General features: G+C 72.1%; 11 protein-coding genes and 2 pseudogenes. 9 read left to right on the forward strand and 4 right to left on the reverse strand.

The features are described from left to right. From ACTMMA_RS13655 to ptsP, 7 genes are read left to right on the forward strand one after another with little or no spacing between them, the layout of a single operon-like run. Positions 1-1,017: a PhoH family protein gene (locus ACTMMA_RS13655; RefSeq protein WP_441190681.1), complete on the forward strand. Its 1,017-nt coding sequence runs from the start codon at positions 1-3 to the stop codon at positions 1,015-1,017. Continuing rightward, a complete protein-coding gene (gene ybeY / locus ACTMMA_RS13660; RefSeq protein ID WP_441190682.1) occupies positions 1,014-1,556 on the forward strand; it encodes an rRNA maturation RNase YbeY in 543 nt (180 codons plus the stop codon). Before ACTMMA_RS13655 ends, ybeY begins: the two co-directional genes overlap by 4 nt. Continuing rightward, complete coding sequence (locus tag ACTMMA_RS13665; RefSeq protein WP_441190683.1) at positions 1,553-2,983, forward strand: hemolysin family protein; 1,431 nt, start codon at positions 1,553-1,555, stop codon at positions 2,981-2,983. The genes ybeY and ACTMMA_RS13665 overlap by 4 nt, the downstream gene beginning before the upstream one ends. Beyond that, positions 2,973-3,902 (forward strand): GTPase Era, encoded by a 930-nt coding sequence (gene era, locus ACTMMA_RS13670; RefSeq protein WP_441190684.1) that lies wholly within the window; start codon positions 2,973-2,975, stop codon positions 3,900-3,902. The genes ACTMMA_RS13665 and era overlap by 11 nt, the downstream gene beginning before the upstream one ends. 24 nt (positions 3,903-3,926) lie before the next feature. Then, positions 3,927-4,919, forward strand: coding sequence for a dihydroxyacetone kinase subunit DhaK (gene dhaK / locus ACTMMA_RS13675; RefSeq protein WP_441190685.1), 993 nt, complete (start codon positions 3,927-3,929; stop codon positions 4,917-4,919). 4 nt (positions 4,920-4,923) lie between these two features. After that, on the forward strand, positions 4,924-5,547 hold the full coding sequence (gene dhaL / locus ACTMMA_RS13680; protein ID WP_441190686.1) for a dihydroxyacetone kinase subunit DhaL: 624 nt from the start codon (positions 4,924-4,926) through the stop codon (positions 5,545-5,547). A 10-nt stretch (positions 5,548-5,557) separates the two neighbouring features. After that, positions 5,558-8,089, forward strand: coding sequence for a phosphoenolpyruvate--protein phosphotransferase (ptsP, locus tag ACTMMA_RS13685; protein WP_441190687.1), 2,532 nt, complete (start codon positions 5,558-5,560; stop codon positions 8,087-8,089). Here ptsP and ACTMMA_RS13690 read toward each other — a convergent pair. Then, positions 8,055-8,691, reverse strand: a pseudogene (locus tag ACTMMA_RS13690) (alpha-ketoglutarate-dependent dioxygenase AlkB). The gene ptsP and the pseudogene ACTMMA_RS13690 overlap by 35 nt on opposite strands. A gap of 103 nt (positions 8,692-8,794) precedes the next feature. On the opposite strand from ACTMMA_RS13690, the gene recO reads away from it, so the two are divergent. Then, positions 8,795-9,526: a DNA repair protein RecO gene (gene recO / locus ACTMMA_RS13695; protein ID WP_441190688.1), complete on the forward strand. Its 732-nt coding sequence runs from the start codon at positions 8,795-8,797 to the stop codon at positions 9,524-9,526. Positions 9,527-9,533: 7 nt separating this feature from the next. Next, complete coding sequence (locus tag ACTMMA_RS13700; RefSeq protein WP_441190689.1) at positions 9,534-10,337, forward strand: isoprenyl transferase; 804 nt, start codon at positions 9,534-9,536, stop codon at positions 10,335-10,337. Positions 10,338-10,412: 75 nt separating this feature from the next. Here the strand turns inward: ACTMMA_RS13700 and ACTMMA_RS13705 are convergent. The 3 genes and pseudogenes from ACTMMA_RS13705 to ACTMMA_RS13715 all read right to left on the reverse strand — a co-directional run. Beyond that, positions 10,413-11,435, reverse strand: a pseudogene (locus tag ACTMMA_RS13705) (FAD-dependent oxidoreductase); the annotation flags it as partial. Between the two features lie 62 nt (positions 11,436-11,497). Continuing rightward, positions 11,498-12,343, reverse strand: a complete 846-nt coding sequence (gene istB / locus ACTMMA_RS13710; protein WP_441188763.1) for an IS21-like element helper ATPase IstB — start codon at positions 12,341-12,343, stop codon at positions 11,498-11,500. Beyond that, positions 12,340-13,689, reverse strand: coding sequence for a Mu transposase domain-containing protein (locus ACTMMA_RS13715; RefSeq protein WP_441188762.1), 1,350 nt, complete (start codon positions 13,687-13,689; stop codon positions 12,340-12,342). The genes istB and ACTMMA_RS13715 overlap by 4 nt, the downstream gene beginning before the upstream one ends. Positions 13,690-13,825: the final 136 nt, after the last annotated feature.

Genomic DNA, 13,825 nt, shown 5'->3' on the forward strand with positions numbered 1-13,825 from the left:
ATGACTGAAGCCCCCACCCCGGCACGCACCCCGATCCGACCGACCCACACCGTCGTGGTCCCAGAGGGGGTGTCGATGGTGTCCCTGCTCGGGCCGCGCGACGAGCTGCTGCGGACCATCGAGCGGGCCTTCCCCCAGCTGGACATCCACGTCCGGGGCAACGAGTTCCGGCTCAGCGGCGACGTGGGCGAGATGGCCCTCGTCGAGCGCCTGCTGGACGAGCTCCTGGCGGTCAGCGGGACCGGGCAGGCGCTCAACCGGGACGCCGTCGAGCGCTCCATCGGCATGCTGCGCGCCTCCACCACGGACCGTCCCGCGGACGTGCTGACGATGAACATCGTCAGCAGCCGCGGCAAGACGGTGCGCCCCAAGACGCTGAACCAGAAGCACTACGTCGAGGCCATCGACGCCAACACCATCGTCTTCGGGCTGGGCCCGGCCGGCACCGGCAAGACCTACCTGGCGATGGCCAAGGCGGTCGCGGCGCTGCAGGCCAAGCAGGTCAACCGGATCATCCTGACCCGCCCCGCGGTCGAGGCCGGCGAACGCCTCGGCTTCCTGCCCGGCACCCTCAACGACAAGATCGACCCCTACCTGCGGCCGCTCTACGACGCGCTGCACGACATGGTGGACCCGGACTCGATCCCGCGGCTGATGGCTGCCGGGACCATCGAGGTCGCCCCGCTGGCCTTCATGCGAGGGCGCTCGCTCAACTCCAGCTTCATCATCCTGGACGAGGCGCAGAACACCTCCCCGGAGCAGATGAAGATGTTCCTGACCCGCCTCGGTTTCGGCTCCAAGATGGTGATCACCGGTGACACCTCGCAGGTCGACCTGCCCAACGGCACGGTCTCCGGGCTCAAGATCGTCGAGGGCATCCTGGCCGACGTCGACGACATCCACTTCTCGCGCCTGACCAGCGAGGACGTCGTGCGGCACCGACTCGTCAGCGACATCGTCGAGGCCTACGGCAGGTTCGACGAGCGCCAGGCCGGCCCGCGCAGGGGTCGCCCGTGAGCATCGAGGTCCTCAACGAGTCCGGCGAGGTGCCCTCCCCGGTGCCCGAGCAGGAGCTGGCCGACCTAGGCCGGCACGTGCTGGACCAGCTGCGGGTGCACCCGCTGGCCGAGCTGACCATCACCCTCGTGGACGAGGACACGATGGCCGCCCTGCACGAGAAGTGGATGGACCTGCCCGGCCCCACCGACGTGATGAGCTTCCCGATGGACGAGTTGCGGCCGACGGCCGAGGGGCAGGAGCCGGTCGCCGGCCTGCTCGGCGATGTCATCCTCTGCCCGCCGGTGGCGCGGCGACAGGCGGTGGAGGGCGGGCACTCCGTCGAGGACGAGATGCTGCTGCTGACCACCCACGGCATCCTGCACCTGCTCGGGTTCGACCATGCCGAGCCGGCCGAGGAGCGGGAGATGTTCGACCTCCAGCGCACGCTGCTGCTGACCTTCCTGGCCGGGCGTGGCCGCACCACCACCGCGGCCCCCGAGAGCGGATCGGCCCGGCAGGGCCGTGCCGCGGCGGACGATGAGGGCCCCGACGGATGACCCCGCTCATCCTGCTGGCCGTCCTCACCACGGTCATCGCCTTCCTCCTCGCCGCCGGCGAGACCGCCCTGCAGCGGATCGGTCGCCACCGGGCGGTGCAGCTGCTCGAGGAGGGCCGCAAGGGCGCCAAGCCGCTCGTGCGGATCACGGCCGACTCCGCGCCCTTCCTGGCCGTGGCCACCTTCGTCCGAGTCGCCGCCGAGGCCTTCACCGCGGTGGCCGTCACCGTGGCCGTGGACATGGTCGTGGACTCCCACTGGCAGACCGCGATGATCGCCACCGCGATCATGGCGGTGGTCTCCTTCGTCATCGTCGGCGTCTCCCCGCGGACGCTGGGGCGCCAGCACGTGGAGAAGGTGGCCCTGATGGCTGCTCCCGTGGTGCGGCTGCTGCGGGTCTTCCTCGGCCCGTTGGCCGCCCTCCTGGTCCTCTTCGGCAATGCCGTCACCCCCGGGCGCGGCTACGCCCAGGGTCCCTTCTCGTCGGAGTCCGAGCTGCGCGAGCTGGTCGACCTGGCGGGGGAGAGCGCGGTCATCGAGGAGGACGAGCGGGAGATGATCCATTCCATCTTCGAGCTCGGAGACACCGTCGCGCGCGAGGTGCTCGTGCCCAGGCCGGACCTGGTCACGATCAAGGGGGAGAAGGTCCTCCAGAAGGCCATGTCTCTCTTCCTGCGCTCCGGCTTCTCCCGCGTGCCGGTGGTCGGTGAGGACACCGACGACGTGCTGGGGATGCTCTACTTCAAGGACGTCGTGCGGCAGGTCAACGCCAACGCCGAGTCCGCCCAGACCATGCCGGTCACCGAGGTGATGCGGCCGGTCACGCGTGTGCCCGAGACCAAGCTGGTCGACGACCTGCTGCGCGAGATGCAGCAGGCCCGTCAGCACGTGGCCATCGTCATCGACGAGTACGGCGGCACCGCTGGCCTGATCACTATCGAGGACATCCTGGAGGAGATCGTCGGCGAGATCACCGACGAGTACGACCGGGCCGAGGCCGAGGTGGAGAACGTCGAGGTCGACGGGGTCGACCTGGTCCGGGTGCCGGCCAACATGCCCCTGGACGACCTCGCCGAGCTGTTCGACGTCGAGCTGGAGTCCGAGGACGTCGACTCCGTCGGCGGCCTGCTGGCCAGCCTGATCGGGATGGTGCCCATCCAGGGATCGCGCGGCCTCGTGGCCGGTCTGGAGCTGACCGCCGAGCGGATGGCCGGCCGTCGTCGCCGGGTCGCCACGGTCCTGGTCCGTCGGCTGGAGCCGGGCGAGGAGGACGAGAGCGGACAGCCGCCCGCGGAGCCCGAGCGGCGCCAGCGGCGCGAGACGGCCGAGACGCCCGGCGGCGAGACCCCCGGGACGCCCGAGACGCCGGGGAAGCACGAGGAGCAGGACCGCTCCGCCGAGGAGAGGGAGACCAGCCGTGCCAACTGATCGTGAGGAGACCGCATACCGGAGCGGGTTCGCCTGCCTGGTCGGGCGACCGAACGCAGGCAAGTCGACCCTGACCAACGCGCTGGTCGGCACCAAGGTCGCGATCACCTCCTCCAAGCCCCAGACGACCCGGCACACGATCCGCGGCATCCGGACCACCGACCGGTCCCAGTTGATCCTGGTCGACACCCCCGGCCTGCACCGGCCGCGCTCGCTGCTCGGGCAGCGCCTCAACGACCTCGTGCGCGAGACCCTGCTCTCCGTCGACGTCATCGGCTTCTGCATGCCCGCCGACCAGCGGATCGGGCCGGGCGACACCTTCATCGCCAACGACCTCGCCGAGCTGCAGCGGGTGCGCAGGGTGCCGGTCGTGGCCATCGCCACGAAGTCCGACGCGGTCAGCCGCGACCGGCTCGCCGAGCACCTGGTGGCGATCGACCAGTTGGGGGACTGGGCGGCGATCATCCCGTGCTCGGCCACCCGGGGTGACCAGGTCGAGGAGGTGGCCGACCTGCTGGCGACCTACCTGCCCGAGTCGCCCCAGCTCTACCCGGCCGACCAGGTCAGCGACGAGCCGACTCAGGTGATGATCGCCGAGCTGGTCCGGGAGGCCGCGCTGGAGGGCGTGCGCGACGAGCTGCCCCACAGCCTGGCCGTCCAGGTCGAGGAGATCGTCCCCCGCGAGGGACGCCCCGAGGGTGACCCGATGAGCGACGTGCGGGTCAACGTCTACGTCGAGCGGCCGAGCCAGAAAGCCATCATCATCGGGCGTGGCGGCTCCCGCCTGCGCGAGGTGGGGACGACGGCGCGGGAGGGGATCGAGGCGTTGCTCGGGCATCGCGTCTACCTCGACCTGCACGTCAAGGTCGCCAAGGACTGGCAGCGCGACCCCAAGGCGCTGGACCGGCTCGGCTTCTGAGCCGCGCGTGGCACAGTGATGCTCATGAAGAAGCTCCTCAACGACCCCGACGACCTCGTGGTCGACGCGCTGGTCGGGATGGGGGCGGCGCATCCTGACGTCGTGACGGTGGACACCGACCGGAGGATCGTGCTGCGGGCCGGTGGACCCGTGCCCGGCAAGGTCGGCCTGGTCGCCGGGGGCGGGTCGGGGCACGAGCCGCTGCACGCCGGCTTCGTCGGGGTGGGCATGCTGGACGCCGCGTGCTGCGGCGAGATCTTCACCTCCCCGGTGCCCGACCAGATCGTCGCCGCCACCCGCGCGGCTGACGCCGGCGCCGGGGTCCTGCACATCGTGAAGAACTACACCGGCGACCTGCTCAACTTCGAGATGGCCGGTGAGATGGTCCAGAGCCCCGTCGAGACCGTGGTCGTCGCCGACGACGTGGCCGTCGACGGCAGCCTCTACACCACCGGACGGCGCGGCGTCGGCCTGACCGTGCTCCTGGAGAAGATCGTCGGTGCCGCCGCGGAGGAGGGCCGGGACCTCACCGGCTGCCGGGAGGTCGCCGAACAGGTCCTGGGCGCCGGGGCCTCGATGGGCCTGGCCCTGACCTCGTGCACCGTGCCGGCCGCGGGTCGAGCGACCTTCGACCTGCCCGAGGACCAGATCGAGCTGGGCATCGGCATCCACGGCGAGCCAGGGCGGGCCCGGGTGCCGATCGCTCCGGCGCGCGAGCTGGCCGAGGCGCTCCTCACCCCGGTGGTCGACGACCTGGGGCTGGTGCGGGGCGCCTCGGTGATCGCCATGGTCAACGGCATGGGTGGCACGCCCCTGCTCGAGCTCTACCTGATGTTCGCCGAGGTGAGCCGCGCCCTGGCCGCTCGCGGGGTGAGCGTGGCCCGGAGCCTGGTCGGCAACTACGCCACCTCCCTGGACATGGCAGGCTGCTCGCTGACCCTCCTGCGCGTCGACGAGCCCCTGGTCGGGCTCTGGGACGCCCCCGTGACCACTCCGAGCCTGAGATGGGGACACTAGGACCATGGCAGACCTGCAGGACTTCCAGGCGTGGCTGGCCCGTGCGGCCGAGCTGCTCGCCGAGCACAGCGAGCACCTCACCGACCTGGACCGGGCCATCGGTGACGGCGACCACGGCACCAACGTGGCGCGCGGCTTCGGCCGCTGCGCCGAGCTGGCCGACGCAGAGACCTTCGGCAGCACCGACGCCTACCTGAAGAAGGTCGGCATGACCCTGGTCAGCACCGTCGGCGGGGCCTCGGGACCGCTCTACGGCACCTTCTTCCTGCGCCTGGCCGGCCCGGTGGGCGGCTCCCAGGTCGACGCGGTCGACCTGGGTCGAGCCCTGGCCGCAGGGGTCGAGGGCGTCGTCGCGCGAGGGCGGGCCGAGGTCGGGGACAAGACGATGTATGACGCTCTCGCGCCGGCGGTCCGCGCCTACGACGACATGGTGAGGACGGGCGCCGGGACCGGCCCGTGCCTGGCTGCGGCGCTGGCCGCGGCCGAGCAGGGCCGCGACGGCACCGCACCGCTCGTGGCGCGCAAGGGGCGGGCGTCCTACCTGGGCGAGCGGAGCGCCGGGCACATCGACCCGGGGGCCGCGAGCGCGGTGCTGCTCCTGCAGGCCGCAGCCGAGACCCTGAGCTGAGCCCTTACCCGTGATCTCGATCGTCGTCGTCTCGCACAGCCGCGCCCTGGCCGCCGCAGCGGTCGAGCTGGCCCTGCAGATGGCGCCGGAGGACCGGGCCCCGGCGGTCGAGGTCGCCGCCGGCCTGGAGCACCAGGAGTCCGTCCTGGGCACCGATGCCGAGGCCGTCGCGCAGGCCATGACCAGGGCGGCGGAGCGCAGCGAGGGGGCGGGGGTGCTCGTCCTCGTCGACCTCGGCAGCGCCCTCCTGTCCGCGGAGATGGCCCTGGAGCTCGTGGATCCGGCCGTGGCCTCTCAGGTGCGGATCAGCCCGGCGCCCCTGGTCGAAGGGCTCGTGGCCGCGGTCGCGACGGCGGCCGCGGGCGGCGACCTGGAGACCGCTGCGGCCGAGGCGAGGTCCGGGCTGCAGCCCAAGCTGGCCCAGCTGGCGCCCACCCTGCTCCCACCTGCCCCCGCGCGCGACGACGGCACCGCAGGCGCGGGGGTGCCGGCGCAGACCGACACGACGGAGGTGCGCTCGGTGGAGCTGGCCGTCGGCGGGGAGCACGGCCTGCACGCGCGCCCGGCCGCCCGGGTGGTGGCCTGCGTGGCCAGGGTCGCGCCGGAGACCACCGTGCGCCTGACCAACCTGACGGCCGAGCGAGGGCCGGTCGACGCGCTGAGCCTGTCCGCGGTCGCGACCCTCGACGCGCAGCGCGGCCACGTGCTGCTGGCGGAGGCGAGCGGCCCGCTGGCCCAGGAGGTCCTGGTCGAGCTGGTCGACCTGGCGGCCCAGGACTTCGGTGATCTACCGGCCCCCGCGCAGCCGCTCGCCGCCACCGAGAGGATGGACCCGGCCTCCTCCGCCGAGCCGGGGGTCGCAGGGTCGGGCTTGGAGGCGGCCATCGGCGAGGTGGTCCTGGCAGGCACCGAGCTGGACGTGTCGGACGCCCTCGCCGGGAGCGCGGAGGAGGAGATGGCCAGCTGGCGCTCTGCCGTCGACCAGGCCCTGGCGCGGCTGGCCGAGCTCGGGGAGCGGGCCCGGAGGCACCTCGGGCAGGGGCAGGCGGAGGTCTTCGACGCGCACGCCCTCCTGCTCCAGGACCCGGTCCTCCACGAGCAGGTGGAACGACGGGTCGGCGAGGGCATCTCCGCGGCGTCGGCGTGGGAGGCCACGATCGAGGACGCCGCGGGGCGGTTCACCGCGCTCGCGGACTCCTACCAGCGGGAGCGTTCGATGGACGTGCGCAGCGTGGGGGAGCGCGTCCTGCGGCTGCTGCTGGGCAAGGAGGAGCCGGAGCACCTGCGCGGCGGGATCCTGGTCGTCGACGAGCTGGACCCTGCCCTGGCCATCTCCCTGGACGCCTCGGTCGTGACCGGTGTCATCACGCGTCGTGGGGGAGCCACCGGCCACGGCGTGCTCATCGCGACCTCTCGTGGCGTCCCTGTCCTCACCGGTGCCGGTGCGGCCGTCAACGTGCCGGAAGGGACCCTGGTCGCCTTCGACGCCCGGTCGGGTGATCTCTTCGTCGACCCCGACGACGACCAGCTGCAGGCGGTGGAGGACCTGATCGACAGGCGCCGCGCCGAGCGGTCGAGGGCGCTGGCGCAGGCGCTCGACCCCGTCCGGACCCAAGACGGCCAGGCGCTGGCCGTGCGGGCCAACGTCGCCTCGGTGGCCGAGGCCAGGGTGGCGGCCCGGGCGGGTGCGCAGGGGTGCGGGCTGGTCCGCACCGAGGCCGTCTTCGGCCAGTGGCGCACGGCTCCGACGGTCCAACAGCAGGTCGAGGTCTACACCGCGATCGCCGAGGTGGTGGCGCCGCACCCGGTCGCGATCCGCACGTGGGACGTGGGGGGCGACAAGCCGCTGCTGTTCGTCCCGTCCGAGCAGGAGGCCAATCCCTTCCTCGGGGCACGGGGTGTGCGCGCCTTCGCCGCCGACCCCCAGATCCTCCTGGACCAGCTCGAGGCCGTCTGCCGGGTGGCCTCGGCCCGTCCGGTCCAGGTGCTCTTCCCGATGGTCACGACCAAGGACGACGTCACCACCGCCCGAGAGCTCCTGGCGCAGGCTGCCGAGCGGGCCGGCCTGCCCACCGTGCCCGCGCAGCTGCAGGTCGGCATCATGATCGAGGTTCCCGCAGCCGCGATCCAGGCCGATGTGCTCGCCGCCGGTCTGGACTTCGTGTCCATCGGCACCAACGACCTCAGCCAGTACACCCTCGCCTCAGAGCGGGGCAACACCAGGCTGGCCCGCTGGTCGGACCACCTGGAGCCGTCGGTCCTGCGCCTCATCCGGCACGTGTGCCGGACCGCCCCTGAGGGCGTGCCGGTCGGGGTGTGCGGCACGATGGCCTCCGAGCCCAACCTGGCCTGCCTCCTGGCCGGGTTGGGGGTGACCGAGCTCAGCGCCTCGGCCTCCGCCGTGCCGCTGGTGAAGGAACGACTGCGCGGCGCCTCGATCGCCTCCTGCCGCGAGCTGGCCGACCGGGCCGCCGCCGCGGTCGACGCGGAAGAGGTCAGGGGGCTGGTCAGCGCACGCCCCGCGGTCGGAACTGCACGCTGATCCTCGGGACCCACCGGTTGGGTCGTCTTGGGCACGCAGTGGTCCCAGGTGCGCTGGCACGAGCCCCCCATGACCAGAAGATCGCCGTGTCCGAGCACGTGCTTGATGCTCGGTCCCCCGCCACGAGGCCGCAGCAGCAGGGCCCGCGGCGCGCCCAGGCTGACGATCGCGACCATCGTGTCGTGCTGCGCCGCGCGGCCGAAGCGGTCACCGTGCCAGGCCACGCTGTCGCGGCCGTCCCGGTAGAGGCACATCCCGGCGGTCGCGAAGGGCTCGCCCAGCTCCGGTCCGTAGTGCGTGCTGAGGTCGAGGCGGGCCTGCTCCAGCACCGGGTCGGGGAGGGTCTCGTCCGCCGCGTAGAACCTCAGCAGACGAGGAGTGGTGACCTCGCGGTCGTACATCTGCCGCTGCTCGCCCCGCCAGGCCACGCCGGCCGGGCCCCCCAGGGAGAGGCGGGTGAAGAGCTCGTCCGAGCCCGTCAGCCAGCCCGGCCGGAGGTCGAGCCAGGCGCCGTGCTCGAGCGGGGTGCGCCGGACCGCCCCGCCCAACGGGCGCAGACCGACCTCGTCCACCTGGTCCAGCAGTGATCCTTGGAGCATCATGCCGTCAGCATAGGACAGATGTTCGATAGATGTCGCGTGCTCACGCCGCTCGCGACCGTCGCGCCTGTCGGACAACAGGGCGCGGGCGGGGGAGAATGGGGCAATGCCCACCTATCGCGAAGCAGCGCTCGTGCTGCGCACGCACAAGCTGGGCGAGGCCGATCGGATCGTGACGATGCTGACCCGCGGCCGGGGAAAGGTCAGGGCCGTGGCCAAGGGGGTGCGGCGGACCAAGAGCAAGTTCGGGGCGCGGCTGGAGCCCGGCATGGTGGTCGACGTGCAGTGCTACGAGGGGCGCAACCTGGACACGGTGACCCAGGCCGTCTCGCTGGCCTCCTACGGGGAGGTGATCGCCCAGGACTACCCGACCTACACCGCGGCCCACGTCATGCTCGAGACTTGCGAGCAGCTGACGGAGGAGGGGGAGCCCGCCGTCCAGCACTTCCGGCTGCTCGCCGGGGGGCTCGCCGCGCTCGCCGCGCGGGAGCACGATCCTCGGCTGGTGCTGGACTCCTATCTCATCCGGGCCCTGGCCATCGCCGGCTGGCGCGCAGCACTCGCCGACTGCGCCAGGTGCGGGATGACCGGCCCGCACCGCGCCTTCCACGTCCCGTCCGGCGGGGTGGTCTGCCCCTCGTGCCGGCCGCCGGGATCATCGGCCCCGGCGCCGGAGACGATGGCTCTGCTGCGCGCCCTCTTCGCCGGTGACTGGGGCGTCGCCGACCTCAGCGAGCAGCGTCACCGCAGCGAGGCCAGCGGGCTGGTCGCCGCCTACCTGCAGTGGCACCTGGAGCGTGGCGTGAGATCCTTGCGCCACGTCGAGAGGAGCGTGTGATCCAGTCGTGAGCACCAGACCCGTGCCACCCACCCCGCACCCCACCGGGGTGCGTCCGCCCGCGATCCCGCGTGACCTCATACCGGAGCACGTCGCCATCGTCATGGACGGCAACGGGCGGTGGGCCAACCAGCGTGGGCTGAAGCGGACGCAGGGTCACGAGGCCGGCGAGGCCAGCCTGCTGGACGTGATCGCCGGCGGCATCGAGATCGGGGTGAGGTGCATCAGCGCCTACGCCTTCTCGACCGAGAACTGGCGGCGCAGCCCCGACGAGGTCCGCTTCCTCATGGGCTTCAACCGCGACGTCATCCATCGGCGTCGCGACGAGCTGGACTCCTGGGGCGTGCGCGTCGTCTGGTCCGGGCGGACACCGCGGCTGTGGAAGTCGGTCATCTCCGAGCTGCAGGACGCCGAGCGGCGCACCCGGGACAATGACGTCATCACGCTCAACTTCTGCGTCAACTACGGCGGCCGGTCCGAGATCGCCGACGCCGTCCGACGGATCGGCGAGGACGTCAAGGCCGGCAGGCTGCGGCCCGGCGGGATCGACGAGCGCACGATCGGGCGCTATCTGTACCACCCCGAGGTGCCGGACGTGGACCTCTTCGTGCGCAGCTCGGGGGAGCAACGCACCTCCAACTTCCTGCTGTGGCAGAGCGCCTATGCCGAGATGGTCTTCCAGGACGTCCTGTGGCCCGACTACGACCGGCGTCACCTCTGGGCGGCCATCGAGGAGTATGCGGCTCGCGACCGCCGCTACGGCGGCGCCGTGGACCGTGCCGGGGACGCTCCGGACGGAGGGTCGGCCTAGTCGTCGGGGGTCCTGGCTAGGCGCGGTCCTAGGCCGTGTTGCTAAAGGTGGCCGCGCGACTATTGCGTGGCCGTTTCAAGCGCAGCAGGACAGCTGGGAGGGGTCGGTGGTGAAGGACTGGCAGGCGAGTTTGATGCCTTCGGTCATGGTTAGGTAGGGCGCCCACATCGTGGCGACGTCTTGGTAGGTCTGGTGTCCCTCGAGGAGGAAGACGCCGGCGGCGGCGAGTTCACCGGCGTCCTTGGCGAGGGCGGTGATGCCGAGGATGCGGCCGGTGTCGTCGTCGATGACGACCTTGATGAATCCACGGGTGTCCCGGTTGACCAGGGCGCGGGGCACGTAGTCCAGCGGCAGCACGCGGCAGTTGCACCGGTAGCCGGCCGCCAGGGCCTGTGTCTCCGTCATCCCGACCGCGCCGATGGCGGGACTGGTGAACGTCACCCGGGGTAGGTGGCCGTAGTTGACCGTGCGTCCGGCGCCGGTGAAGGCGTTGTCGACGACCATCGCGCCGTGGTGGGCGGCGACGTAGACGAACTCCGGGTGCCCGGTGACGTCCCCGGCGGCCCAAATGCGCGGGTTGGCGGTGGCAAGTGAGTCGTCGACGACGATCTGCCCGCTCGGACCGGTCTGGACCTGAACCGTCTCTAGGTTCAGGGCGTCGGTGACCGGACGGCGGCCCAGCGCCACCAGCACCCGCTGGGCGCGGAACTGGCTGGCCTGGCCTTCAACGGTCGCGGTGGCGATCACCTCACCGGTCGCCTCGTCCTGGACGATCGTGGCGAGCTGGGCGTGGCGCAGCACCGTGATGCCCTCGTCGGCGAACACCGATGCCAAGACCTGGTTGACCTCGGGCTCCTCGGCGGAGGCCAGCCGGGAGCGGACCAGCATGGTCACCGTCGAGCCGAGCCGGGCGAAGAGCTGGGCCAGCTCCAGGGCGACGTACCCACCGCCGAGGACCAGCAGGGACTCGGGCACCTCGGTGAGTTCCATCGCGGTGGTCGAGGTCAGGTAGTCCACCTGCGCCAGGCCCGGAAGGGCCGGGACCCAGGGGCGTGCGCCGGTGGCGACCAGATAGTGGGCAGCCTCGAGCACCTCGGTATGACGAGGCTCGTCGAAGTTCCCCAGTGATGCTCACTGAATTTCCCCACCTTGGGCGGTGGTCAGTGTAGGGGTTGGCGGGTGGCGGCTCGCAGGGTGCCCTGGCGGGCGTGGTGGTCGCGCAGCCGGTAGGAGTCGCCTTCGAGGTTGAGCACGACGGAGCGGTGCAGGAGCCGGTCGAGCATGGCTGCGGCGACGGTGCTGTCGCCTAGGACCTCGCCCCAGGATGCGACGCCGCGGTTGGTGGTGAGCACGATGGACGTCTTGAGGTAGCGCTGGGAGACGACCTGGAACAGCGCGGAGGCGGCCTCGCCGGGCAGCGGCAGGTAGCCCAGCTCGTCGATGATGAGCAGGGTTGGGCCGGCGAAGAAGCGCATGGTGGTGGCCCAGCGTCCTTCGATCGCGGCGCGGTGGCACCGGGCGGCCAGATCGGCGGCGGTGGTGAAGTAGGTGCGGTACCCGGCCTCGGCCGCGGCCCGGCCCAGGCCGACGGCCAGGTGCGTCTTGCCGACGCCGGGCGGGCCGATGAGCAGCACGTTGGTCGCCGACTCCAGGTACCGGCAGGTGGCCAGTTCGTCGATGAGCTTGCGGTCGACGTTCGGGGCGGCGTCGAAGTCGAAGTCGGCCAGGGTGGCCGGGGTGGGCAGTGAGGCGAACCGGAGCCGGCCGGCGAGCTTGCGGGCCTCGGTCGCCTCAACCTCGCGGGCGAGCAGGTGCTCCAACGTCGCGGTCATCGACCACCCCTGCTCGGCGGCGGTTGCCAGGACGGTGGGCAGGTGCTCGGCGGCGGCGTGCAGCTTCAACGCGGCCAGGTGGGAGCGCAGCTGCTGGTAGGTCGACGCCTGGCTGGTGATCATCGGCGCCGGCAGCGCCTCGGTCGTCGTCGCGGTCGTGGGTGTGGTGTTCATCGGGTCAGGGTGTTCCTTCCTCGGGCTGCTTTGTCGTAGGCGGACAGGTCGATGACCACGTCCGCGGTGGTGGCGGGCTCGGGTTGGTGGCGGGCGCGCAGCGCCTGCGCGGCTGCCTGGGCTGCGGGGCCGGGTGGGATGCGTTCCTTGCGCCGGTGCGGCACAGAGGCGTCGTGCCCGGCGAGGACGCGCGCCTCGAGCGCGGTGACGTGGGCGTGCTCGCGGACCATGACGCCAGCACCGTCGGGGGCGAGCTCGTGCCGGGCGATCACCGTCCCGGAGGTGGTGGCGATGTCGATGCGCGTGCTGCCCAGGCGCCAGGTGACGGTCACCTGGGCACGGGCGAGCTCGGGGGCGACGGAGTAGAAGTTGCCGCGCCAGGCCACCAGCGCCTGCGCCGAGACGACCCTCTCCTCGGTGATCGACGCGGGGAACGGGACGGTCGGGACCGGGGCCAGCGGTTCCTTGGCGGCGAGGGTGAGCACGGAGGCCTTCCCGTCGGGGCCGCCGGGCCGCATGCGGGCATCGCCACGGGTGGTGCAGAACTTGTCCAACGACGCCTGCGCCTGCTCCACGGTGACCTCGTCGGCCAGGGTGCGCCACCAGCGTTGGGCGGCGGTGTGGTTGGCCTTCTCCACCACGCCCTTGCGGTTGCCGCGCCGCGGCGGGCAGATCTCCACACCGACGCCGTAGTGCTTGGCCACCGCGGCGAACGACGCGGACACACGCCCGGTGGCCGGGTGGCACACGGTGGCCATCCGGTCGAACCGCCACGAGCGCGTGAGCCCGCCGAGCGCTCTGGTCACGCGGTCGAGGGCGCCGATGAGGTGAGCCTGGTCCATCGAAGGGCACAGCACGCCGCGCCACCGGCCGGAGTGGGCCAGGGCACCGACGAGCAGGAACGCCTTGGTGCCCCAGCCCCAGTGCTCGGGCGGGTCCGGCAGCTCGACCCAGTCCCACTGGGTCTCCTCACCCGGTGGGTGCTCGATCACCGCCGCCGGGCGGCCCTTCGTGCCGGCGCACGGTTCGCAGTGCGGGCGCAGCCCGCGGGTGCGGACCTGCCGGGTGAAGGTGGAGTAGGCCTTGTCGTACCCCAGCTCGACGACCTCGTCGTACAGGGTCATCGCCCACAGGTGCGGGTCCTCGGCCAGCCGGGCGCGGACGTAGTCCACGAACGGCTCGAACGGGTCCTGCCCCGCCGGCTTGCGGACGCCCGCGGCCCGGTCTCCGCGCAGGTAGGCGCGGATGGTCTTACGGTCCCGACCCAGATGCCGGGCGATCGCTGAGATCGTCCAGCCCTGCCGGGCCAACGCGTGAACTTCGATGTCTTCCTCCCGTGACAGCATGGGACGAGGGGCTCCTTCGAGTAGGCGTGTGGTCAGAGACCGCCATCATCGAAGGAGCCCCGCCCGTCCCCGGATGGGGCCACAGGGTGGGGAATTTCAGTGAGCAGAACTGGGGAGATTCACCTGAGCGCCGTCA

The sequence above is a fragment of the Ornithinimicrobium panacihumi genome, from assembly GCF_052073805.1.
GTDB classification, from domain to species: Bacteria; Actinomycetota; Actinomycetes; order Actinomycetales; family Dermatophilaceae; genus Ornithinicoccus; species Ornithinicoccus panacihumi.